This window comes from Chryseobacterium capnotolerans (assembly GCF_021278965.1).
Lineage (GTDB): Bacteria > Bacteroidota > Bacteroidia > Flavobacteriales > Weeksellaceae > Chryseobacterium > Chryseobacterium capnotolerans.
In genome coordinates, this window is sequence record NZ_CP065589.1 from 3,260,243 (window position 1) to 3,284,185 (window position 23,943).

Annotated in this window: 27 protein-coding genes and 1 tRNA gene; 13 read left to right on the forward strand and 15 right to left on the reverse strand. The window is 33.1% G+C overall.

Annotated features, from left to right (window positions below):
- Positions 1 to 312 precede the first annotated feature (312 nt).
- The gene (locus tag H5J24_RS15585) at positions 313 to 2,580 is read right to left on the reverse strand and encodes a polyribonucleotide nucleotidyltransferase (RefSeq protein ID WP_232815652.1); all 2,268 of its coding nucleotides are present in this window, start codon (positions 2,578 to 2,580) and stop codon (positions 313 to 315) included.
- Between the two features lie 442 nt (positions 2,581 to 3,022).
- Here H5J24_RS15585 and H5J24_RS15590 point away from each other — a divergent pair, with 442 nt between their 5' ends.
- The 3 genes from H5J24_RS15590 to H5J24_RS15600 all read left to right on the forward strand — a co-directional run bounded on the left by H5J24_RS15590 (position 3,023) and on the right by H5J24_RS15600 (position 5,215).
- Positions 3,023 to 3,310, forward strand: coding sequence for a hypothetical protein (locus H5J24_RS15590; RefSeq protein ID WP_232815653.1), 288 nt, complete (start codon positions 3,023 to 3,025; stop codon positions 3,308 to 3,310).
- Between the two features lie 17 nt (positions 3,311 to 3,327).
- Positions 3,328 to 4,437, forward strand: a complete 1,110-nt coding sequence (locus H5J24_RS15595) for an MFS transporter (protein ID WP_232816382.1) — start codon at positions 3,328 to 3,330, stop codon at positions 4,435 to 4,437.
- A 418-nt stretch (positions 4,438 to 4,855) separates the two neighbouring features.
- Positions 4,856 to 5,215, forward strand: a complete 360-nt coding sequence (locus tag H5J24_RS15600) for a DUF4260 domain-containing protein (RefSeq protein ID WP_068942066.1) — start codon at positions 4,856 to 4,858, stop codon at positions 5,213 to 5,215.
- 4 nt (positions 5,216 to 5,219) lie between these two features.
- Here H5J24_RS15600 and H5J24_RS15605 read toward each other — a convergent pair whose 3' ends face one another.
- Both H5J24_RS15605 and rpsO read right to left on the reverse strand, forming a co-directional pair.
- Positions 5,220 to 5,990, reverse strand: a complete 771-nt coding sequence (locus H5J24_RS15605; RefSeq protein ID WP_068942064.1) for a hypothetical protein — start codon at positions 5,988 to 5,990, stop codon at positions 5,220 to 5,222.
- Between the two features lie 200 nt (positions 5,991 to 6,190).
- On the reverse strand, positions 6,191 to 6,460 hold the full coding sequence (gene rpsO, locus H5J24_RS15610) for a 30S ribosomal protein S15 (RefSeq protein WP_045494446.1): 270 nt from the start codon (positions 6,458 to 6,460) through the stop codon (positions 6,191 to 6,193).
- A gap of 173 nt (positions 6,461 to 6,633) precedes the next feature.
- On the opposite strand from rpsO, the gene H5J24_RS15615 reads away from it, so the two are divergent.
- The 8 genes from H5J24_RS15615 to H5J24_RS15645 all read left to right on the forward strand — a co-directional run bounded on the left by H5J24_RS15615 (position 6,634) and on the right by H5J24_RS15645 (position 11,393).
- A complete protein-coding gene (locus H5J24_RS15615) occupies positions 6,634 to 7,182 on the forward strand; it encodes a pyruvate decarboxylase (RefSeq protein WP_068942062.1) in 549 nt (182 codons plus the stop codon).
- Between the two features lie 335 nt (positions 7,183 to 7,517).
- Positions 7,518 to 7,664 carry a bacteriocin-like protein gene (locus H5J24_RS26225; RefSeq protein WP_407918886.1) on the forward strand — a complete coding sequence of 49 codons (147 nt, stop codon included), beginning with the start codon at positions 7,518 to 7,520 and terminating at the stop codon, positions 7,662 to 7,664.
- Positions 7,665 to 7,821: 157 nt separating this feature from the next.
- Complete coding sequence (locus H5J24_RS15620; protein WP_167386984.1) at positions 7,822 to 7,965, forward strand: bacteriocin-like protein; 144 nt, start codon at positions 7,822 to 7,824, stop codon at positions 7,963 to 7,965.
- 32 nt (positions 7,966 to 7,997) lie between these two features.
- Positions 7,998 to 8,144: a bacteriocin-like protein gene (locus H5J24_RS15625; protein WP_167386983.1), complete on the forward strand. Its 147-nt coding sequence runs from the start codon at positions 7,998 to 8,000 to the stop codon at positions 8,142 to 8,144.
- A 150-nt stretch (positions 8,145 to 8,294) separates the two neighbouring features.
- Positions 8,295 to 8,438 carry a bacteriocin-like protein gene (locus H5J24_RS15630; protein WP_165601924.1) on the forward strand — a complete coding sequence of 48 codons (144 nt, stop codon included), beginning with the start codon at positions 8,295 to 8,297 and terminating at the stop codon, positions 8,436 to 8,438.
- Positions 8,439 to 8,799: 361 nt separating this feature from the next.
- On the forward strand, positions 8,800 to 10,122 hold the full coding sequence (mgtE, locus tag H5J24_RS15635) for a magnesium transporter (RefSeq protein WP_068942060.1): 1,323 nt from the start codon (positions 8,800 to 8,802) through the stop codon (positions 10,120 to 10,122).
- A gap of 26 nt (positions 10,123 to 10,148) precedes the next feature.
- The gene (locus tag H5J24_RS15640) at positions 10,149 to 10,904 is read left to right on the forward strand and encodes an ABC transporter substrate-binding protein (RefSeq protein ID WP_068942058.1); all 756 of its coding nucleotides are present in this window, start codon (positions 10,149 to 10,151) and stop codon (positions 10,902 to 10,904) included.
- 21 nt (positions 10,905 to 10,925) lie between these two features.
- Positions 10,926 to 11,393, forward strand: a complete 468-nt coding sequence (locus H5J24_RS15645; protein ID WP_068942056.1) for a cupin domain-containing protein — start codon at positions 10,926 to 10,928, stop codon at positions 11,391 to 11,393.
- Between the two features lie 52 nt (positions 11,394 to 11,445).
- Here the strand turns inward: H5J24_RS15645 and H5J24_RS15650 are convergent, their stop codons facing one another.
- Positions 11,446 to 11,895, reverse strand: coding sequence for a GAF domain-containing protein (locus H5J24_RS15650; RefSeq protein ID WP_068942054.1), 450 nt, complete (start codon positions 11,893 to 11,895; stop codon positions 11,446 to 11,448).
- 11 nt (positions 11,896 to 11,906) lie between these two features.
- Positions 11,907 to 13,334, reverse strand: a complete 1,428-nt coding sequence (locus tag H5J24_RS15655) for a nicotinate-nucleotide adenylyltransferase (protein ID WP_068942052.1) — start codon at positions 13,332 to 13,334, stop codon at positions 11,907 to 11,909.
- Between the two features lie 54 nt (positions 13,335 to 13,388).
- Between H5J24_RS15655 and H5J24_RS15660 the strand changes: the two genes are divergently transcribed.
- A complete protein-coding gene (locus tag H5J24_RS15660; RefSeq protein ID WP_068942050.1) occupies positions 13,389 to 14,156 on the forward strand; it encodes an MBL fold metallo-hydrolase in 768 nt (255 codons plus the stop codon).
- 93 nt (positions 14,157 to 14,249) lie between these two features.
- A tRNA-Leu gene (locus tag H5J24_RS15665) sits at positions 14,250 to 14,329 on the forward strand.
- 150 nt (positions 14,330 to 14,479) lie between these two features.
- Here the strand turns inward: H5J24_RS15665 and H5J24_RS15670 are convergent.
- From H5J24_RS15670 to H5J24_RS15715, 10 genes are all read right to left on the reverse strand, one after another.
- Positions 14,480 to 15,658, reverse strand: coding sequence for a hypothetical protein (locus H5J24_RS15670; RefSeq protein WP_068942048.1), 1,179 nt, complete (start codon positions 15,656 to 15,658; stop codon positions 14,480 to 14,482).
- 135 nt (positions 15,659 to 15,793) lie between these two features.
- Positions 15,794 to 16,414: a hypothetical protein gene (locus tag H5J24_RS15675; protein WP_068942046.1), complete on the reverse strand. Its 621-nt coding sequence runs from the start codon at positions 16,412 to 16,414 to the stop codon at positions 15,794 to 15,796.
- A gap of 240 nt (positions 16,415 to 16,654) precedes the next feature.
- The gene (locus H5J24_RS15680) at positions 16,655 to 17,716 is read right to left on the reverse strand and encodes a hypothetical protein (protein WP_232815654.1); all 1,062 of its coding nucleotides are present in this window, start codon (positions 17,714 to 17,716) and stop codon (positions 16,655 to 16,657) included.
- A gap of 353 nt (positions 17,717 to 18,069) precedes the next feature.
- On the reverse strand, positions 18,070 to 19,995 hold the full coding sequence (locus H5J24_RS15685; protein ID WP_068942043.1) for a DUF4365 domain-containing protein: 1,926 nt from the start codon (positions 19,993 to 19,995) through the stop codon (positions 18,070 to 18,072).
- Positions 19,996 to 20,244: 249 nt separating this feature from the next.
- Complete coding sequence (locus H5J24_RS15690) at positions 20,245 to 20,820, reverse strand: hypothetical protein (protein WP_068942040.1); 576 nt, start codon at positions 20,818 to 20,820, stop codon at positions 20,245 to 20,247.
- Between the two features lie 3 nt (positions 20,821 to 20,823).
- Positions 20,824 to 22,026 carry a DUF4062 domain-containing protein gene (locus H5J24_RS15695; protein WP_068942038.1) on the reverse strand — a complete coding sequence of 401 codons (1,203 nt, stop codon included), beginning with the start codon at positions 22,024 to 22,026 and terminating at the stop codon, positions 20,824 to 20,826.
- A gap of 97 nt (positions 22,027 to 22,123) precedes the next feature.
- Positions 22,124 to 22,498, reverse strand: a complete 375-nt coding sequence (locus tag H5J24_RS15700) for a hypothetical protein (protein ID WP_068942037.1) — start codon at positions 22,496 to 22,498, stop codon at positions 22,124 to 22,126.
- A 52-nt stretch (positions 22,499 to 22,550) separates the two neighbouring features.
- The gene (locus H5J24_RS15705; RefSeq protein WP_232815655.1) at positions 22,551 to 22,739 is read right to left on the reverse strand and encodes a hypothetical protein; all 189 of its coding nucleotides are present in this window, start codon (positions 22,737 to 22,739) and stop codon (positions 22,551 to 22,553) included.
- A 44-nt stretch (positions 22,740 to 22,783) separates the two neighbouring features.
- Positions 22,784 to 23,320, reverse strand: a complete 537-nt coding sequence (locus tag H5J24_RS15710) for a hypothetical protein (RefSeq protein ID WP_068942033.1) — start codon at positions 23,318 to 23,320, stop codon at positions 22,784 to 22,786.
- Between the two features lie 206 nt (positions 23,321 to 23,526).
- On the reverse strand, positions 23,527 to 23,847 hold the full coding sequence (locus tag H5J24_RS15715; protein ID WP_068942031.1) for a hypothetical protein: 321 nt from the start codon (positions 23,845 to 23,847) through the stop codon (positions 23,527 to 23,529).
- Between the last annotated feature and the right edge of the window lie 96 nt (positions 23,848 to 23,943).

A 23,943-nucleotide genomic window follows, 5' to 3' on the forward strand; every position in this document is an offset into this window, starting at 1 on the left:
TTTTAAGTCGCAAGAATTTTATCTGTGATAAAATTGAATGCTACAGATCTCTCACTGATTTTGCAGGTGACTCAGATGGTGATAGGTGTATACAAAATCTATATTTTAATCGCCACGAATGCCTTTAGATTTGCAAAAGGCATTCGTAGCAAAATAAAACAGCATCCTTGCTGAGAATCTTTGATTCTCTTGCGTCTTAAAAACAGCATTCTATTTAAAAACTTTGCGCCTTTGCGTTTTCCAACAAAAAAACCTATTTAAAACAAGAAATCCCTCAAAATTGAGGGATTTCTTTATATTTAAGAATGATTCTTAAGCTTCAGTAGAAGGAGTCTGATCTTCAGCTGGTTTTTCAGCTTGTGGTCTTTGTCCTTCTGGTCTTCTCTGCCCATCCGGTCTTCTTTGTCCGTCTGGTCTACCTTGACCTTCTGGTCTCCCTTGTCCTTCTGGTCTTTCAGGTCTTGGAGGTCTTGGTAAAAGAACTTTACGTGAAAGCTTCATTTTCTTACGATCATCGTAACCCATAAATTTAACTTCTACTTCATCACCTTCAGCATAAGGAACTTTGTCTAAACGAGCCCATTCAATTTCAGAAATGTGAAGAAGACCTTCTGTTCCTTTAGCAATAGCAACGAAAGCTCCGAAGTCCATTACTTTCACTACTTTACCTTTGTAAACTTCACCTACAACCGGTACGAAAGTAATTTCATTGATCTTCGCAATAGCAGCATTGATTTTCTCTCTGTCTGTTCCTGCAATTTCGATACGTCCGATTTCTCCGATTTCTTCAATCGCAATAACCGTATCAGTATCTTTTTGTAATTGTTGGATAATTTTTCCACCAGGTCCTATAACAGCACCAATGAAGTCTTTAGCGATCTCCATTACTACCATCTTCGGTGCGTGAGGTTTCACGTCTGTTCTAGGTGCAGCAATTGTTTCAGTGATTTTATTTAGGATGTGTAATCTTCCGTCTTTAGCCTGCATCAAAGCTTTCTCCATGATATCCATAGAAAGTCCTTGAATTTTGATATCCATCTGACAAGCAGTGATACCATCTGCAGTACCTGTTACTTTAAAGTCCATATCTCCAAGGTGATCTTCGTCTCCCAAGATATCAGAAAGTACAGTGAATTTACCTGACTTTGTATCAGTAATTAATCCCATTGCAATACCAGAAACCGGTTTTGTAATCTGAACCCCCGCATCCATTAGTGCTAATGTTCCTGCACAAACAGTTGCCATTGAAGATGAACCGTTAGATTCAAGGATGTCAGAAACGATTCTGATGGTGTATGGATTTTCTGCTGGAATAACAGCTGTTAAAGCTCTCTGTGCTAAGTTTCCGTGTCCTACTTCTCTTCTTGAAGTTCCTCTTAAAGGTCTTGCTTCACCTGTAGAGAATGGAGGGAAGTTATAGTGTAGGAAGAATCTTTCGTCGTGCTGCGTAATTACGCTGTCGATCATGTTGGCATCCTTTACAGAACCTAAAGTTACAGCAGTTAAAGACTGAGTCTCTCCTCTGGTGAAGATTGCTGAACCGTGAGCTCCCGGAAGGTAATCGATTTCTGACCAGATCGGACGGATCGTTTGCGGATCACGACCATCTAGACGGATATTGTCTTCAAGGATCATCTGACGCATAGCTTCTTTCTCTACGTCATGGTAATATACTTTAACGAAAGGAGTTACTCTTGCCAATTCTTCTTCGTTTTCAGCATACTGTGCTAAGAATTCTTCACGAATTGCTTTGAATTTATCTCCTCTTTCTTCTTTATTAGATGGAGTCTTTGCTACTTCATATACTTTGTCATAGCACTCTTTCCATACTTTTTCACGAATTTCCTCATCGTGGTCTTCGTGGCTGTATTCTCTCTTAGGGAAAGCTTTTCCTACTTTTTCAGCTAATCTTTCCTGAGCTTCGATCTGCTTTTTGATCTCTGCATGAGCGAAATTGATAGCTTCAAGCATTTCCTGCTCAGAAATCTCTTTCATTTCACCTTCTACCATTACGATGGAGTCTTTTGTAGCTCCCACCATAATATCGATATCAGATTTTAATAGGTTTTCATAGCTTGGGTTAACGGCTAATTGTCCGTCAATTCTTACTACTCTTGCTTCAGACATTGGTCCGTTGAAAGGAATATCTGTAATTGCAATAGCTGCAGAAGCTGCCAAACCTGCTAAAGCTTCAGGCATTACTTCTTTATCGTAAGAAATTAATGAGATCATCACCTGTACTTCCGCGTGGAAATCTTCAGGGAAAAGAGGACGCAATACTCTGTCCACCAATCTCATTGTAAGCACTTCATCATCAGATGGTTTTGCTTCTCTACGGAAGAAATTTCCAGGAATTCTTCCACCTGCATAAAACTTTTCTCTATAATCTACTGTTAATGGTAAAAAGTCTACACCAGGATTTGCTTCTTTGTTGGCTACAACAGTTGCTAATAGCATTGTTCCACCACATTTCACCACTACAGATCCGTCAGCCTGCTTAGCCAGCTTTCCCGTTTCAATAGTGATTTCCCTTCCGTCTACAAGGGTAATCGTTTCTGTAAACGCTTGAGGTATACTCATATAATTTGCTTCTTTATACTCCGTATTGAGTATGATTAATATTTAAACTCTTTAAATTTTCGTTTGCAAAGGTACTATATAATAATGATATATTAAATTTTTCAATTGCATAAATAGACTGTCAAATTACAAAAATTTGGCTTTCAGTTTTATGAAAGTCTCAAAAATTAACATTAATCATTCAAACACATTTATTATTTATCAAAACAACACCCATTTTTTCACGATATTGTATTGGAAAAACCCTGCTGTTTTTGTATTATTGTCTCAAAAAATGAAAATAATAGTGTACGATGATGAAAAGTATACATTTCATTATAAAAACCATTAAAATAATTGCAAAACCATAGGCTGATCCCTATATTTGCCCTACTTCACCAAATACAATGCTGTAGGCAAAAAGCGAAGGAAGATTTCTTCCTTACACAATAAATAAATGTTTATGAATAATAAAGAAGTACCATCTCAAAGCAGGAATTATACGGTTCCATTGATTACCATCACCCTGCTGTTTTTTATGTGGGGATTCATTACCTGTATGAATGACATCCTGATTCCTTACCTGAAACAACTATTCAATCTCACCTTTTTCGAGTCTATGCTGGTACAGTTCTGCTTCTTTGGAGCTTACTTTATCGGATCTTTGATTTATTTTCTGATCTCTATTTCTCAAGGGGATCCCATTAATAAAGTTGGATACAAAAAGGAATTCTTTTCGGAATCGGTTTAGCGGCATTAGGCTGCATCCTGTTTTATCCGGCCGCAACATTCTCTTATTATCCTTTATTCCTCGGAGCATTATTTATTTTGGGATTAGGATTCACCGTGTTACAAATTACGGCCAATGCATACGTTTCTTTGCTTGGTTCAGAAGATTCTGCATCCAGCCGTTTAAATATGACCCAAGCTTTCAATGCTTTCGGAACAACGATTGCACCTGTCTTGGGAGGACATTTAATTTTCGAACTGTTTTCTGAGCCGGATGGAACCTTCAGTGCAGTTGCTACCAGAATACCTTATTTAATCTTCGCTGCCATTCTTTTATTGGTAGGGTTATTAATTTCAAGGGTAAAACTCCCTTCCTTTCAAATGGAAACAGAAGAAACCGTACAGGGTTGGGGTGCATTGAAATTCAACCACTTAAAATTCGGAGTTTTTGCGATGTTTTGCTACGTAGGTGGCGAAGTGGCGGTAGGAAGTTTCATTATCAGTTTCCTTGAAGAAACTATGAAATTCAATGAAGCGATCAGTAAAAATTACCTTTCCTTATATTGGGGTGGAGCAATGATCGGGCGTTTCTTAGGAGCAATTTCGTTAAATCATTCTATTAGCCAGGCTAAAAAAGCAATATTTATGCTGGGTGCCGCAGCGTTAGTATTCCTTGTGATCTTCAGTATTGTAAACCTTAGCTTTGAGCAAATCAGCTTCTTCTTAGTATTTATATTACTCAATTTTGCTGCATTTTTTGTGGGCAAAGCTGCCCCGGCAAGAACCCTTTCCATCTTTGCGGCTATCAATGTCATTTTATTGATCTCTACCATGGTTAACCACGGCGAAATGGCGATGTACAGTGTTTTAGGAATCGGAATTTTTAATTCTATTATGTTCTCAAACATTTATACTCTGGCAATTTCAGGATTAGGAAAGTATACAAGTCAAGGTTCATCCTTAGTTGTTATGGCGATTTTGGGCGGAGCAATTGTTCCTATTTTCCAGGGACTTTTAGCAGATCAGTTTGGAGTACAGCATTCATTTATCATTCCTGTTTTCTGCTATCTGATCATTCTAATTTTCGGAGCCTACTGCACAAAATACCTTGGGCACGTAGAAAGCGCTGAAGCGAAATCAGGACATTAATACGATATAAAAATATAATTTTAAAATAGGCTGCTTCAAAAAATGAAGCAGCCTATTTTTTCAGCCTATTTTCTATGTAGATAACCAATTTATTTTTAAACTACTTAGTCGCATAGATTAAAATCATTATTGTATTTGTAGCAATTAAAAAGTTATTCTAAAAATCTACGTCATCTGCAAAATCTGCAAGAGAATAATCTATCCATAATCAATTGTATCAAAGATAAAATCCTTACGCTTTAGAACAGAAAGCCTATAAAATCTTAGTGATCTAGTGTTTCCCAACATTATTATTTTGCCAACAACACACAAATTTATTGTATTATACAACAATATTTTATCTTTCAAAACTCTAAGCATGTAACATTGTTTTCAAAATACCGACTTACTTTACAGAATATTAAAACTTTCAATCCTGATGAAAACTCAATTAAAACTTGAATACGCAGCCTTTTTAATCCTCGGAGTTTTCGCATTTGCCCAAACAGAATATTCCTGGTGGTGGTTTTCTGCTTTATTTCTTGCGCCTGATCTTTCTATGCTGGGTTATACTATCAATAATAAAATAGGTGCATTTTGTTATAATCTATTTCATCATTTTGGAGTAGCTATTATTGTTTATCTTCTCGGAATAACCTTATCACTACCCTATTTACAAATGATTGGAGCCATTTTGTTATCTCATTCAGCTTTTGATAGAATATTAGGATATGGATTGAAATATCCTGATAGTTTTCAGAATACGCATTTAGGTAAGATTGGGAAAAACAAAGAATAATTGATTATCCCCACCAAAACTGATTTAGATAATAATATTCATGCTGATGTTCTATGACAAAACAATTATTGTAAAAGGTTTTATAAGAAAAAATACGAGTGATATCGTAGATAAAAAGAGCGTCTATTAAAGCAAAAAGTGTATTAGAAAATCCTTTGGAGTTTTCTGTATTCGCCTCAGTATCGTGTAAATATCTTTCTATAAAATTTTTCAAAAGCTGTTTATATTCTATGACGTTCAGTTCTTCAATACTATCATTGATCTCCAGCTCAATTTCCGAAATAGCTTTTCCTTTATAGAACTCAAAACTTTCAAAATAGTTTCCACCAATAAATTTTCTTCCCATATAAGGGTTTACAGCCATCAGAAACCCTTCAATAAGATTCATCTTATAATCTTCATTAAAAACTCTATTTCTATAAGCATCTGGAATTTCATAATTATATTCTTCGAAATATCTGAAAGCTTTACTTGCCAGCCAAACAGTACGGGTACTGATAATATGTCCTTGCTTCAACTCTATCCGATTCATTAAAAGCTCATTAACATAAAATTCACGTCCATACCAAAGATCATTTCTCTGAACCATATCAGACATATCATCATCTGTAATTTCCACATGAGTATCTTTCACACTCACCTCCTGTAGATTCTCGTTAAAAAAAACGTATGTATACCCTCCTTCAAGGTCTGCCTCTTTAGCAACTACTCTATATTCATCCTGAAACAGGTTTGTTTTTAATGCACTCTCTTTATTTTTGAATCGTATTTTCATAGTATGTTTTTTTATATTATTTCCTTTGAAGCTCTTGTTTTTGATAGTGCAAAGTAAAAAAACAAATACGCAACCTTGTTGCGCAGAAAATATAATATGTTTTTTTATTCCTAAGTTTATATTTCGACTTTATCTCGGATGATATACAACAAAAAAAGCAACCTCTTTCGAAGTTGCTTTATTTTGAAAATCTTTATAGATTATTTTCTTAGTCCTAATGCAGCAATAATTGCTCTATATCTTGCGATATCTTTTTTCTTAAGGTAATCTAGTAAACTTTTTCTCTTACCTACTAATTTCACTAGAGATCTCTCTGTGTTGAAATCGTGACGGTTAGCCTTTAAGTGCTGAGATAAGTGATTAATTCTGAAAGTGAAAAGAGCGATTTGTCCTTCTGCGCTTCCTGTGTCCTGTGCAGATTTCCCGTGTTGTGCGAAAATTTCCTGCTTTTTGTCTGTTGTTAAGTACATTCCAATATTGTTTAATGATTATTATGTAACGGGTGCAAAATTACGACTATTTTTTGAATCTGCAAACATTATTGATTTCATAAATCAAATTTGATAGAAAAAAATGTTAAAAATTTCTTAATAAATTTTACACAATTCGACGAAAAGGCAGTAATTTTGCATTCGAATTACAAATGAGAAAATTTATATTCTTTACAGCAGTTACTACTTTTTTATTCATTGGCTTTACCTCAGTAAAGGCACAGAAAAATGCTGATGACAAAATAAAGAAAGTTCTATACTTCAATCCTGAGGTAGAGCCTGATATTGATGAAATAAAAGAGCCTACCAATAACGCCTTCTTTGATGTTGTCTCTGATAACTTCAGCAGCAGAAGAAATAAAATGCTGCGTGCAGAAGTTCAGGTTTCCTACGACAGTATAGATAAGCAAACCATTTTAGATTACTGCTCAAATAACGATGCTGATTTTGCCATTGTATCCAAAGTCCGTTACTTCAAAGTTGGCTTTGGAAAATATGTGTTCTCTAATCAGGTGGTAGTAAGCATGAAACTTTTTGGGGCCGATGGAAATCTTGTGACAGAAACAGATCATGACACTTATCGTAAAAACATGCGTCTTCTAGGCTCTACAGTTAATTCGGTGAAAATTGGTACAGAAGGCGCCATCAAAGGTATTATTAAAAAACTAAGAAAACTTAAGCCCACAGAGGCAGAACTATAACATTTAAAAGTTCTAAATTCAATGTTAGACTGCTCTTCTACTGAGCATATTATTCTATTAAAGCATTGTCTATAAGCAATTTTACTTCATAAGTGAATCATCAATGATGCATATATTTTTCTTTTTTCCTTTAATTTGTCTTTGTTCAAAAGCCCAAAGATATTAGATGATACATTGATCTATATCTAACCGGCAAGGATTCTAACTTCAATAAAATTGCTTCTAATCTCACAAATTTCCTTACACTTAATTGGTTTTCAGTTAAATATTTTCACCAATAGATGAATAATTGAAAATTATTTACTATTTTAGTCTGACAATAAAATCTAAATTATATGAAAAATTTAAAGAAAATCAGTAGAGAATCAGCAAAGCAAATCAATGGAGGAGCTATTGCAAGATGCAGCAATACAAGACCATGCACAATAGGATGGTGTTGTGAGGGTGTTTGTAGTCCGTACATGTGTCCTATATTAGATTAGAAAATACAATTACATTTAGCATCTGTTTTTCAGATGCTTTTTTTATGACAGGATCAAAAAAAGCATAATTAACTGATTATCAATTAAATATTTTCACCAATAGATGGATAATTGAAAATTATTTACTATTTTAGTCTGACAATAAAATCTAAATTATATGAAAAATTTAAAGAAAATCAGTAGAGAATCAGCAAAGCAAATTAATGGCGGGAAGATTGACAAATGCAGTGACATCAATCCATGTTCTGTGGGATGGTGCTGCAATGGAATCTGTTCACCGTTCATTTGTCTGGAGTACTAACATTATTAAACTAACTATTTAAAACAAATCACATGAAAAATTTAAAGAAAATCAACAGGGAAGCACAAAAACAAATTCAAGGCAGCGGAATTATTAAAAGATGTACGGAACATTATCAATGTCCGGGTGGAGCATGCTGCCGAAATGTATGTGTTCTCAATCCTTGTGCAATGGAATAACCAGAAACTTTTAACGCCTATTTCCAGGCGTTTTTCATTCACACAAAACAATAAAAATCAAATATTTATTTCCAAATAATCATTTTCACCAACAAATGAATAATTGAAAAATATTTATTATTTTAGTATAACAATTAAATCTAAAAAACTATGAAAAATTTAAAGAAAATCAGTAGAGAAACTGCAAAGCAAATTAAGGGAGCGGGTCTTACAAGATGTACAGAGCACTCACAATGTATCTTCGGAATGTGCTGCAAAGGGGTTTGTATGGAATATATCTGTTTTGAAGAATAATTTGGAATTTTAATCTAAAAACAATTCTCATAAAAAATTCAAATCTTAAAAAGCTCAGCAGAAAGGAACAAAGAGCCATAAAAGTGAGCCTGTAAATGAAAAAATGCAGAAATACCTATCCTAAATGTGATTATGGAGAATGTTATATTGGAGGCATGTGCACTCCCTCTCCTATTTTAGAATGTGAACCTATTCTTGATTAAAAGGATATTTTTAAATTTAATTTTTAACATCCACCCCGGTGGGTGTTTTTTAATGCTGTTTTCCAAGTTTTAGACTTTAATAAATCCTTAAATTTCCCAGTTTATTACTCAGTCTTAAAAATTTGAATTATTTTTGCATATCCTAAAAATTTCACGTTTTGAATTCTAGAGACGAACTTATCTTCAACCCTGCCGATATTGCCGAAACTCTCAGCGAACTTCCAGCTGACGAGCGGCTGCTCGCATTCCTGAAGGTTCCGAAAGAGTACAAAGCAGAGGTTTTTTCTCATCTTGATCCGGATTTCCAGGAAGATACGATCAGAAGCATCGGAAGTGACGAGGTTTCAGAAATTCTGAACGCCATGACTCCTGATGACAGAACTGCCCTTTTTGAAGACTTTCCTGATGAACTGATTAAGTACTCCATCAATCATCTTAATCCACAGGAAAGGAGAATTGCCCTGAAGCTTCTGGGCTACAATTCTGATTCTATTGCCCGTCTGATGACGCCTTATTACATCCAGATCCGTAAGGAATGGAGCGTAAAACGATGTCTTCAACAGATCAAAAAGGTAGGAAAAAGAGTGGAAACCATGAACTACCTGTATGTAGTGGATGAAAGAAACCGCCTGATTGATGACCTTGCTATTGGTACATTATTATTAGAAGAGGAAGATACTTTGGTATCTGATATTACAGATAATCACTTTGTAGCGATTACTACCACAACATCAAAAGAAGATGCGGTAACCTATTTTGAAAAATATGACCGTGGTGCATTACCTATTATTACAGAAGCAGGAGTTTTAGTAGGAATTGTTACCATTGATGACATCCTTGACCAGATTGAACAACAAAATACCGAGGATATCCAGAAGTTCGGGGGATTGGAAGCATTAGATCTTCCCTATACTCAAACTTCCTGGACCGAAATGATTAAAAAAAGGGCAACCTGGTTAATCATCCTGTTTGTTTCTGAAATGCTGACTGCCTCTGCAATGGGATATTTCGATAAGGAAATTGAAAAAGCAGTAGTTCTTGCCTTATTTGTTCCTTTAATTATTTCCAGTGGAGGTAATTCAGGATCACAGGCTGCAACATTGATTATCCGTGCAATGGCCCTTCAGGAGATCAATCTTAAAGACTGGTGGTACGTTATGAGGAAGGAAATCATCTCCGGATTATGTCTGGGTGCTATTCTGGGACTTATCGGTTTTATCAGAATTATGCTGTGGCAGAAAGTTGGCCTTTTTGATTATGGCCAATATTGGGTATATGTAGGACTCAGTGTATCTGTTTCTTTGATTGCGATTGTGCTATGGGGAACTTTATCAGGTTCTATGATTCCGTTTGTTTTAAAGAAGCTAAAGCTAGACCCTGCAACATCTTCTGCTCCATTTGTAGCAACCTTAGTAGATGTTACCGGATTAATCATCTATTTTACAGTAGCTGGATTTTTCTTAACCGGAAAACTTTTGTAATTTTAGGCATCATCTAACATGCCAATATGAAAATCGTTTCACTTGTACCCTCTATTACAGAGGCATTATTCGACTTAGGCCTTACTGAAAATGAAATTATCGGGCGAACAAAATTCTGTATCCATCCCGAAGAAAGAGTAAAAAATGTTCCGGTTATTGGTGGAACAAAAAATATAAATATTGATAAAATCAAAGCTCTTCAACCTGACCTGATTCTTGCCAATAAAGAGGAAAACATTAAAGAACAGGTGGAAGCCTTAATGGATGACTTCAAGGTTACGGTAACCAATGTGGAAACCATTGAAGACAATTATTACCTGCTTAAAAACCTGGGAAAGCTTTTTGGAAAAGAAGAAAGAGCGCAGCTTTTCAATCTGAAAATCTACGAAATCCTCAATCAAACTAAACTTGACTCTCCGGTAAAAGCAGCTTACCTCATCTGGAAAAATCCGTATATGACTGTAGGTTCAGATACATTTATCCATAAAATACTGACTGAAATAGGTTTTGAAAATATTTTCAAAGATAAAACCCGATATCCGGAGATTACCCCTGAAGATCTGGAAAAAGCGGATGTGATCATGCTGTCTTCCGAACCCTTTCCATTTAAAGAAAAACATATTGAAGAACTACGGGCTTTTTATCCCGATAAAAAAATCATGATTGTAGATGGAGAGGCATTTTCCTGGTATGGAACGCATATTGCAAAATGTGAAAATTATTTTAAAGAACTGCTGGCTGAAATTCAAATGATGCAGCAAAGGATAAACTCTAAACATTAAACTTTAAACATTGAACTTTATATGTCTGGTACTGTTATATTATCTGAAGGAGCAGAATTTGATCAAGTAATACAGGAAGTTTCGAAATACATCCACCTTTATGTAATGCCATTTGGAAAGGAGGAGCGAACCCTTACACGCATCGATAAACGAGAAAATATGTATGGCGGAAACGGAACTGTGCATATGATACAAATGTTCGAGCAGAAAGAACTGGCTAATAACCGTTTGGCAGCCTATATGGTTTTATTAAATAAAGGGGATGAATCCGGGTTTCATACTCATTATGAAAGAAACGAAGAAGAATTATACGTTGTAGTGCATGGAACCGGAGAATATCGGGAAAGAACCGGGACAGAAGGACCGGTCCGTAAAAAAATACTTCAGAAAGGAGATATTACCGCTATCAGCTCTATCGGATATCATTCTATAGAAAATACAGGAAATGAGCCTTTGATTATGTTTGTTATTACCACCAATAATCCATAAAAAAAACTCCGGCCAATACAAGCCGGAGTCTATATTTTCATTGAAGTTTCAATTACAGAATTTTGGAAACTTCATTACAAAGCCATTCCAGCAATTCACGGTCTTCTGCCGTAAAAGGATCAATGGTATGAGAATCAATATCAATCTGACCGATGTTTATCCCGTCTTTAAAGATTGGAACAACAATTTCAGCCTTGGTATCAATTGAACAGCTCAGATAATTGCTTTCTTCATGCACATCAGGCACTACAAATGTTTCATTGGAAACCGCTACCTGTCCGCAGATTCCTTTTCCGTAAGGGATGATGGTATGATCAGTTGGAGCTCCTACATATGGTCCTAAGATCAATTCATCTTTATCACCATTTTTAAAGTAGAAACCTGTCCAGTTGAAATAAGAAATTTCCTGATCCAGTAAGTGACAAACCTTTTCAAGTTTCTCTTCTGTATTATGTTTTGGACTTTCAAGAATAGAGGAAAGTCTTTTCTTTAATTCTGACATTATATTAATTTTTAAGAGAATTGTTTTAAAGGAAGTTCTTCTTTATATCCGAACATTCCACGCTCTTTGATCATTTCTGCTACACCTTCAGGAACCTGAGTTTCCCAGCCTTTGATACAGCCTGCTATTTTTCTTAAAATTTCTCTGGAATAGATTTCCAAAAACTCAGGATTGTAATTCGTAATATCTACAATACGATTGTTACGCATGAAATATTTATACAATTCCTTAAGGTTTTCTTCTACTTTAAGGTTAGTAGAATCTAATAACTGGTGAGTTTCAGGATCTTTATAAGGATACAGATATACTCTCATTCCGTTTCGGAAAAACTTACCGAATGCCTCAAGAATTCCCCCTGAAAGGTTCTGATAATATTTTTCATCAAATACCATCAATAGGTTGTTTACCCCCATCGCAACTCCGATATTTCCGTTTGTATAAGACGCGAAATAATCAATGAGTCTATAATATTCTGAGAAGTTTGAAATAATAACGGTATATCCCAATTTGCCTAGAATATCTACCCTATCCAGAAAGTCTCTTTCATCAATATCTCCATCTGCTCTCAGATTGGAAATGGTAATTTCAATAAGAACTTCTGTTTCTTCATGGGTACAGATTGCATCTTTCAGGAACATATCCATTCCGTTCTGAAGCATATCAATATTCACCTTCGTTACAGGTCTGAAACTTCCTCTTACCGCAAAGATATTTTTCTTGTACAATACATCTGCCGGAAGCATATTGTTCCCTTGAGAATTGAAGATCACCGCATCAGTCATACCATTCTTCACCAACTGAAGAGACATCAATCTATTATCAACATAAGAAAAAGCGGGTCCGCTGAAATCGATCATATCAATTTCTAGGTTGTCTTTTGCTACATCATCGTATAAAGATTCTACTAAAGTTCTTGGATTATCAAAGTAATTAAAGGCTCCGAAAATAAGGTTTACCCCCAGATTACCCAGCGTTTCCTGCTGAAGAGTTGCATCATTCTCATTGAATTTCACGTGAATAACAATCTCGTTGTAATCTTCATTTTCTTTAGTCTGAAAACGGATTCCCACCCAGCCGTGGCCTTTTACTGTCTTGTCGAAGTTGATGGTGGTAACTGTATTGGCATAGGAAAAGAACTTTCTGTCCGGATTGTTATCCCTTGAAATTCTCTCTTCGATCAATGCTACTTCATAACGAAGCATTTTGCGAAGTCTATTCTGGGTAACATACCTGTTTTTTACTTCTTTTCCGTAGATGGCATCACTAAAATCTTTGTCATAAGCAGACATCGCTTTAGCAATCGTACCGGAAGCTCCCCCTGCTCTAAAAAAGTGACGAACAGTCTCCTGCCCTGCTCCAATTTCTGCGAAAGTACCATAAATAGTAGGATCTAGATTAATTGTTAATGCTTTTTGTTTAGGAGTTAGTTTCTGATACATTAGGACATTAAATTTTTTGTAAATTTACCAAAATTAAACCAACCTCAAAACAAAATGAAGTTGAAATTTTTAGGAACCGGTACTTCCCAGGGTGTGCCCGTTATTGGCTGCACCTGCGAGGTGTGTATTTCCGAAAATCCAAAAGACAAACGTCTTCGCTCTTCCGTTATGGTAACAACGGATGAAAATAAAAAAATACTTATCGACTGTGGTCCGGACTTTCGGCAGCAAATGCTTACCAACCACGAACATACTGTAGATCTTGCACTCATTACCCATGAACATAATGATCATGTGATTGGGCTTGATGACATGCGCCCGCTTATTTTTAAAAGTGGAAAAGATGTCCCACTCTATTGTTATTCGAGGGTTGCCCATGAGATAAAAAACCGTTTTCCTTATGCTTTCGCCGATGTAAGGTATCCCGGTGCGCCCGCTTTTGAACTTCATGAGATTGAAAACAAGCCATTCCAGGTTTTGGATACAGAAGTCACCCCTATTGAAGTGATCCATTTTAAAATAAGTGTCTTCGGATATAAATTTAAAAAGCTGGCCTACATTACAGATGCAGGTTTTATTTCTGATACGGAAAAGGAAAAATTAAAGAATCTTGATGTTTTGATTTTAAACTGTATCAGGAAATTTGATCCACATCCAGCTCATTTTATCCTTCCCGATGTGATTAAACTGTTTGAAGAGCTAAAACCTAAGAAATTATTTTTAACTCATATCAGTCATCATTTAGGCCTGCATGATATTGAAGATAAACTACTTCCAGCCGGAATGCACCTTGCCTACGATGGTTTGGAGATTAATTTTTAAAACTTTTTTTCAAAAAAGCTTTTGAACATTGAAAAAAGTTCCTATATTTGCACACCAATTTGAAACAAACAACATGTTTGGAGTAAACATCAAGCCCAGGTGGCGGAATTGGTAGACGCGCTGGTCTCAAACACCAGTTCTTAGGAGTACCGGTTCGATCCCGGTCCTGGGTACAAAAAACCTCTGAAATCATTTGATTTTCAGAGGTTTTTACTTTTTAGGGTGGTCAAAAGGGTGGCTTTTTTTATTTAATTCATAAATCGTTTTGTGAGAATTAATAAGACTATTATAAAAGTTTTGTAAATACCTTTTTATAAGAATTATTAATTGGGATATTCCTTAATATTTCTATTTATTACCATTTCTGATGTAAACCATCCAAAGGCTTTAATTAATTTTTCTAAATATATCTTTGCTTCTGATGTCACTTCAGTAGATTGAAATAAACCAAACTTCCACTGTTTAAGTCCTAAACTAGCTGCTAATAAAACTAATTTTTTACAGTCGTATTTATAAGCATAAATTTGTTGAGCAAGTTCTAATATCTTATCAATTTCGTTTTGAGGTCTTTCTATTGGATAATAAATGAAAAGAAAGCCTATGTCGTTATATGTTGTAAATCTCCTTGCTAGAAAATCTTTTTCATTTTGATATTTGTTCACTATTTCAAACAAATTTTGTGCGATTATTCTTCTTTCAAATCTACTCAAGGTCATAAGCTCTTTAGCTAATAATTCACCATTAGTCAGTTTTAAAACGTCATTTTTTATTAATTCATCAATAAAATAACTCTTTTCATCTTCAAGTCTCTTTAATAAAACTTGTTTGTCTTTATCGTAAATTTCCCATTTTCCTTTTAGTTTTGAAGTTTCTTCTTCAAAATTTATATAAAGTTCTTTCTTAAAATCTCTTGCATTACTCAAATAATGAGCAAGAAGATCTTTTTCCTTACAATTACATTTTTTGTTTAGATTTTTGAGTAAAAGAGTTTCTCTTGATTTTAAGTATTCAGTTAAATCTTTTACTGTATCTAACTCTTTAACAAGAGTTTGAAACGTATCTTTATTTAGTATGGCAATGATTCCTTTATTTTCATCATAATCAATAAATTCATAGTTTTCAAAATCTTCACCTACACTTACGGTTATTTTAATAATGTTTGTGTAATCTTTAGGGTTAATGATAGTTTCTCCATTTGTAGGATGAATCACTTTTAGCTCATTTAAACTAAATATTTTTCGTTCCGCACCAAACAATTGTTTAGATGATTTTTCAATTACCTTTTTTGCAAATCTATCATAATTTCCTTTGCATTGATAATTTTTGACAGATATGATAATAGCTGTATCGAAAAACAAAATGAGTGCATCACATATTTCTTTTTTATCGCCATTCTCATCTTTTGGATTTGGATATAACCAATATTTTAAATAAGAAGTTTCAAGAATTTTTAAAACAAAATTTTCGCCTTCAATTCCACTATCTATAAAATCTTGATTCATAAGTTTTGTATTTTAATATTTCTGTTAAATTCTAAATTAACTCATTGCGCAAATTCGATTTATATAAATCTCATAAAGCTATTTTCGCTACTAATTTAAAATTTACTTTGATCGTTTTTTTGAGGTTTTGTTTTACTATTTTCTATCAATTTTCAAATGGGGTAATTTTTCGGAAGTTTTTGCAAATACTTTAGATTGAATTTCACTAGCATTTTCTAATCCAGAAACTACTTCAACATATGATTTAAGATTTCCTTCTGTAAATTCTCGTTCAATTTCGAGAACTCTATTTTTTGTTCTCGTTTCAACTTGTAATAAAATCAACATATAAGTGATTTCTTCAGCGAGCTTAAAAAATCTAAATTTATGTTCATCATCAGACACCTTCATTTCATCGAGAGAATACCATTTAACTAACTGTTTTTCAATCTCTTTACCAACACTTGTTAAAGTAAATAAGTTCTCAAAGGAGTCAATTTCTTGTAAGTGAGCAAATTTATTTCGGATATTCATCAAACAAGAAAGTTTTTTCGTCATTTCAGATTCTATTCCTTTAATATCTTGAATAATTTGTATTTTTTGATTAAAAGATAAGGCTGAAGAACCATATCCAAAAGATTTTGAAGTCTTATAATCAATACCCAATAAGTGCTCAATTGCTTCAGATACTAAAGTCTCAATATGAAGAGTATGCTCAATAATATATAATCTTAAATTATCAGTTTTAGAGAATACTTGGATATCAGTTTCTTTCATTTTAAAATATTTGTTAATCTCATTTCTTAAACTTGTTAATGGTAAAAAATGATGTAATTGATGTAAAAAATAGATTTTTAAATTTTCACAGTTTTCTCAATCAGACTAGTGTAACAAGGAATAAATACGTTTTCATTGATATTTACAATTATTAAAGGAAAACCTCACAAAGATGTAATTTATAATCGTTTTTTGAGATAATATTTATATAAATGAATGTATAATTAAAATTATTAATTTTTAACAATCCCAGTCCAGCATTTCAATTTTATGAAAAAAGAAAGAATCCATATACCTCCAAACACCTCCGCTTTGACCATACACCATATTTTCTCGTTGCTCATTTTGGTAAAGCATTCGCAACATTATTTCTTTTGTATATTCTATTTCGTTAAATAATACAATTACTTTTACCTTTACCTCTGCAATTGCTGGCGCTTGATGTTCAACTGATAGAATTTCAAAGGTTTTGAGATTCTTTTGCTCAAAAACTTTTCGTACTCTTCCTGCTTCTTTACCTATATTAAATTCATCGGAAAATAAACAAAGCTGTTTAGCCATTTGACCGTAATTATTTTTTTGCCAACTGGTTAAAAAGTAAACAGCATCTCGCTCTGGTGTAAATTCTGTATATTCTTCCTCTAATCCCTGAGCAGGAAAATCTACGTTTGCAATAGCTTTTCTTGATTTCCAATGATTCATGAATTTATCAGTTTCCGCTCTTTTTTCTTTCTGCAGTTTGTATTTATCAGTAGTTTCTTTTAAGTCTGATAGTGCCTCTTTCAGTGTAGGCTGTTTAGTCTCTTTAGGTGGATTTTCTTTATTTTTTTGCAAAGCTTTTGCCCAATCATTAATAGCAAATAATGTTAGCCATGCTTTACCTGCAACATATTTATTAGCATAAGAAATATCTCTTCCATGCAATATTCCGTTTCTGTAGGGGAAAAATATTTCTTCAGTGGTTGTCGACTTTCGTGTCACATTTAAAATGTCCCTAAGTTTGGAGAGACCGGTACTATGTGCAGCAATAGAATCCCACGCAGTAAGATCAGTATTTTCCGCAAAAAAGCCTTTGCTTTTACTGATGTCATTAACAGTACCATCAATAATCATTAAAAGTAATGGGATGGCAGAGTAAAATCTTTCAGCTTTTGTATCTTCAAAGGCTGCATTAATTAAATTATTTCGCTTTCTAAACTCAGGAACACCATATGTTGAAGTTATCAGCCATTGTATTTCCTCGGAAGTATAGTGATCGGCTAGTTTCTCCTCAGCTGCTTTTATATTGTCAGATTCTGCCAAATTAATGCATTCCATAATCAGATCGTGATTACCTGACTCGTGAGCAATCCAGCCAAGTCCACTGAAATAATTATTAAACTGGTCAGGACTTTTGGAAATCTCGTTGAATTGTTTTTCAATCTCATCAAAATTTTCAAAAGCATCTAAAATTTCTTTAGCTCGTGAACTAAAAGGTGCTAAGAATGATACAATTTTTTTTACTGACTTCCCCCCTTTAAATTATTTCTAAATTCTTCAAACGAAGAATTATCTTCAATTTTATTTTTGTTTGCCATTTTGCATTAATATTAGGTATATTATAATTTACTTAATACAAAAATACACTCTTACTACGCAGTCTATTTGCGTAAATATTATTTTTTAACTGCTACTTTCTTTATTTCTTCTGTCAGCTTCACAATGCCCTCAGTTATTAACCGTTTTACATTGAATGGAATTGGTTTACCCATAAAATAGTCAGATAAATCGTTGTTTACAAATTCACCATGCTTTTCAACTATAAAATGTAGAACAAGAGAACATAATTCATGTTGTTGCTGTGTAAATGCAATTAACAAAGCGTTGAATTGAGCCTCTTTGTCTCCGTCCCGGAGAAGTCCTGCGGTTAAGAAACAGTAAAATGCATCTTCAAATTGCTGTTCTTTGTCTTTTGCAACACCAAGATTAAACCAGGCAAGATCATTTGTTGGGTTAAGTTCTACAGCCTTAGTAAATTCTATAATTTGAAGTTTGAAGTCATTCAATTCCAAAGCCTTTTCATAAAGTTCTATCGATTTTTCACTTTCTATTTTTTTGCCATCAAGTCCTAATTTTATACATCGGTCCGTAATGGCTCTTTTTAAATACCACTCATAGCTATAGCTGTTATGTTGTTCAAAAAATTTGTCAAACCATTCGTTTGCTTTTGAAAATTTACCTTGGAGAAGCAAACAATCACCAATCAGGGCAAAGACAATTGCTTCTTGATTTGGTAGAATCTGTTCCAATCTAAAATACCTGTATTGAATATCTTCTTCAACTAATTCAATTGATTTTGTATAAAACAATTCGGCTAGCTTATAATGACCTTTAATAAATAAAAGCCCTGCCAGTTCTCTCCACCAATGTTTTCTTCTTTCGTAGTCTGGTAGATACTTTCTTGCTTTGAAATAACACTTGATTGCTTCATCAGTGTTATATAAGCCTCTCTCAATATTTCCGAGGTTATAATAACAATTTCCTATTATTGGGGAATATTCAGAGTATTGAATTGCTAATTTTAAATTTTCAGTTCTTAGATAAAAGAGTTCGTTATAATTTTTGCTATGGACAAAGTATGCTACATCAATAAAAAGAAAAGTTTCAAAGAGTTTTTTTCTTATTATTAGTTTTGTGATTTCGTTATACTGAAGAAGTAAATCCTGATTAATAGATGATTGTAAAGTCCCTAAAGGGTCAAAAAGCATTGCGTCCTCTTCTATACTAAAATAATCTTTTTCTATGAGTTTTCTTAAAAGTTTCAAGGAACCATTTAAATTTTCTCTTGCGAACGCAACTACCAGTAATTTAAGAATTTTAGCATTTGTAATATTTATATCATCTGCATTAAAAAGTGGTCTGTGAAGTAATGGATTCTCGATGTCAAAACTTTCGATTTCAATTTCTTTGTTGAAGAACGGACCATCCAACAAAAGAAAATGATTTCCCCCACGTGTCAAAAATTGTAAGCTATAATGTTTAGGTAAAAATGAATTATTAAGTGCAAATGTTTTTGGGTAGAAATGATTAATAAATTTTCCGATGTTGGCTCCAAGAATATTACCTAAATCAGAGTTTGATGTTATTGTAAGACCATACTGAGAAATTATTTTTAACTCACCTTCAATTTGATTAAAGTACTCACCTTTAATTAAATTTTCAGAATCGAACTTCAATTTTACAGTTTCTTGCTCGGGTCTAAGGTTTAGAGATTTAATTAATTTGTTTGCCCAAATCCCCCAAGTTTGTTTTGTTGTCGTTGAAACACATACTATTAATACCGGTAGTGCCAGGGATGCATAATAATTCAAATTATCAATATCAAACTGCTTTTCAAACGTGTCATTCACAATTTTTTGTTCGCTTCCTTTCAGTTGTACGAAAAAAGTAATTCCTGTCGATTGACCAGATTTAAAAACTTCAATTAAATAGTCAATACCATAATCGGGTTTAATCTCTCGAATAACCCATTCCACTGGAATTAAGTCTTCAAAAATTCGGTGTGAAATTGTCTCGGTTACATGTTGAGTTGGTCGCTTCATTAAGATGATGTATAATTTTCAAATTTACGTATTGCGTAAATTTAATTTAATAACTTTCATAAATCCATGTATGTTACTAATATAAAATTTTATTCTGATCGTTTTTTGAAATTAATTTTTTATTCCTTGATAAAAAATAATAGAAGTTTTAATTTATCACTCATATTCATTCAAAGTACAAAGCACCAAGTTTGTATACCTGCCGTCTGATGTGGAAACCCATGTTTATGATAGTTTTTAAATTTGCTTCTATCCGTTTCCATCAAGAAATTTTAATATTGATTTTTTACTCACACTTTTTCCATAAATATCTGCTTCAAGGATAAGAGCATCGTTTAATATTTTTCCAACTCCTCCTTTCAATTCCTTTTTCACTCTAAAATCCTTGATTTCCCTTTTATCCTTAATGTCTTGTAATACTTTTTCGATAATTCTCACAACGTCTTGCGGTGACTTACAAACTTCTCTAATTTCAATAAAAATTAGTTTGTCTTCAGGAACCTTGCCTTCAGTTCGCTGTTTGTTATTACCATCTAAAAAATACTTCGGATGAATTGTTGTAATCATTAAAGCAGGCAGTAATTCTTTCGGGTCAACTCCATTTACGGATTCCCACGACATTAATTCTGAATAAAAATGACTTTCTGGAAAACCTTGAATTACCACGGCATCATTTTGAGCCGCAAAAACAGCGAGCTTGTCAAAGCTATTTCGCAAAGTATTGCTAATTGGTTCATCCCAATTATAGTAGTCAAGTATGTATAAATAATAGCTTCTTTCTGTGTTCTCAGGTAAAGCTGCTATTGTGCTAATTTTTAATCCCATTAATTATATTTTAAAATATTCTAAAATAGATTCGTGATTTGCAAATTCAGAAGGGTCAGCCAAACTTTCTTCTGGATATATTTTCAAATTTTGTTGATGTTTTGGAATTTCGTAGTCCATATGATAGAGCTTTCTATAAAGATTTCTTGAAAACTTCATACAATTAACTAAACTTTCACAGAACCGGATAGAATTTACAATTAAACTTGCACTAACACGTGCTTTCCGTTGTGAATTGCTTTGTAGTTGAACAATAACTTCAGCATAATTTTCGTATAATTTATTGTGTAAATTATTTATTAACGTATAATAATTCAATACTGAAGATGCAAGGCGATTAAAATCTTGCGAAACATAATCATTCGTTTCATTGTCGTATTCTAGAAAAAAACCCTCATTATATATATTCTCTATTCTCGAAGTCTGCATTTTTCTAGATTGCCAAAAGGTAATATAGAAAACTCCTAAATTTGTTTGTTGCATTCGTGTAAGTTCGATAGTCGGAGTATCTAGGTCCAATTTAAATCCAGAAAACAATTCTTCACTAATAAATCCTCTTGGTACTAGACCGAATTTAGCATCCCTCTGTAAATATGTTTTTAAATTGGAGATTAGTTCCTCAGTAATTATAAATCTTTTTGTTTTATAACTTAACCCAATTCTGTCATCAAGTTCCGCCTTTATTACATCTTGTATTTCAGGGAATCCATTAAATTGGTGAAGCCAATTATTCTTAGGGGTCCCTCCATCTTTCATATCGTTAACCCTTCGTACATCCTGTATGAATAAATGAATTCTATGTTTTTCCTTACTCGCTTTGTCGAATTTTGTTAAATCTATAGTTTGGTCTTTTATGCTTTCTTTGTAGACATCCATTTTTGTAAGAGTATCTTGCCTTACAAAGTTTATGAGTTTTATTTTACCTTCTAACATTCTTTGATAGGCATATCTGTATTCCATTTGTGTTATTGAAATGTCCTTATCATAAATTCCGCCAAACCGTTCTCCTAATAACAAAATAAAATAGTCAGATTTGTCAATTGCCCTTAAACAAGATTCATAAGAGTTCTCATCTAACGGCTTATCAAAATCATTATATTCGGAAGCGTTGACCTTATAGCCGAACTCTTCTAACCACCATTTTATACAAGATCGTAAGTCTCTAAAGTCGTAGATTGTAGATGAAATAAAAAATGTAGGTTTCATTTTGCATTTGTCATATTTGTTGTCTTTTTAAAATTACTGCCAACTTTTGGCTTTACGCACTGCGTAAAATTTATTTTGATCATTTATGAGATTATTATTAAAATTCTTCAAAAGTAGAACGCTCTTCAGGAATTGATTTTCCAATTATTTCGATTTCACAGGATTCCAAATTAATTTTATAATTGACAACTATAAAATCGCCATCCTCTGCATCCAAATCTCTACAACCGCTAAAAAATTTTATTGTGTAATCAATATGTAATTCATTAGGATTTTCAGTTATTTCAATATAGTCAATAGAATCAGCTACCCATCTTTCTTTTTGATATCTAGATAAAAAAGTAACTAGATCTTCTGAATACTGTAGCTCTTTTTTTAATTCTGAATATTTTGATTTATCGTTTTCATTCCAAAGATAAATTACATCGTTAGATAATTCGATATTTACAGTTTCGTGATTATGCTCATTCATCGTTATTTGACATCTTTAAATTCTATATTTATCCTTTCTAGGTGGCTTATTTTCATTTTTTTTTATTTATACTAAGAAAATTAATTGCAATTCCAACACCTGTGCCGACACCTAAACCTATAGGACCTCCAACCAACATTCCTACTGTGGCACAACTACCAATGACAGCTCCACTTTTCACTCCACTTTTCCAACCTAGTTTTTCTTTACTCATTTTAATATTTTTATTTTTTTGTGACAATCTTTTTAATTATTAATGTTACAGCTATTATTCAGACTCCAAAATTATATTGTTGTTATTTGTAAATAAAATTCTTCGTAATCATCAAAATAATTATGAGTTTCTATAATTTTATTTCTCACATCAATTAGAGAATCATAATCAAGTTGTGCAAACTCTTGTACTAAACCGTTTTTTGTAGTTCTTAATTTTACAAATGTGTAATTTTCTTCATCAACGGTATTCCATTCGGCGTGAACAACCATATTTCTAAGTCTACCACTTTCTTTCAAATCTTCAATAAATTTTTTATGAGATTCAATGTTTTTATTAAGTATATGTTGCGTATAGCTTGAGTACCTATCAAATAAATCTACTTTGGATGCATAAGTCATATTATGTGTGATAATTAATCCTTTTGCATCATTATTATAATTAATTATTTGACAAATGAAAGAAGTCAACCTTTCTTCGAGCAAGTTAAAGTCAAACACTATAAATCCAATTTGTGGTGCAATTAACTCTAAAAATTCTTCGTTATCATCTTCAAGATACTTGTTTAAAAAAGCAAATTGTTGAAGTTGTTTTTGTTTTATTTTCACGGTTTTTAATTGGTTGTAATTAATTGATGAATTGCGGACTGAACTTATCTGAAAATTCAATTCAGAGTGAGCTAAGCCGATACTTTCTTCGGATTCATTAAATTAAATAAAAAAACAATATGTAAAGTAGAGACAGATAAATATTACAAATATTTCAACTTTGTAATTAATTCCGCATATTGCTAATACACTGTTTTCGGCAGTTTTTATTTATTTTCTTTTTTAAAACTTTTAGCTTCCGATACTAAATTATTGAATTTTTCTCTGTAATCAGGAACTTGTAAATATGCTTGAAGCAATTCATATAGATTTACATCTGCATTTGAGCCACCATAAAGATTTAGAGTATCAACAAAAACCATAACAGCTCCATTTATATCGTTTGTGTCAATTTTACATAATTTTGAGTGTATTATTGAGTCTTTCTGTTTTTTAAATCTTGGTTTTCCCTCACTTTTATATTGACTAAAGTTTGAAAGAAATTCAACTAAAGATTCGTGTCTAATTTGTTTTTCAGTTTTCTCCATAATTTTTGCATGTTTTCAAATTATTTAATTTGATTTCTAAAAATTCATAATATTTTCTATCTATGTATTTCACATAATATTCTGTACTAATCGCTT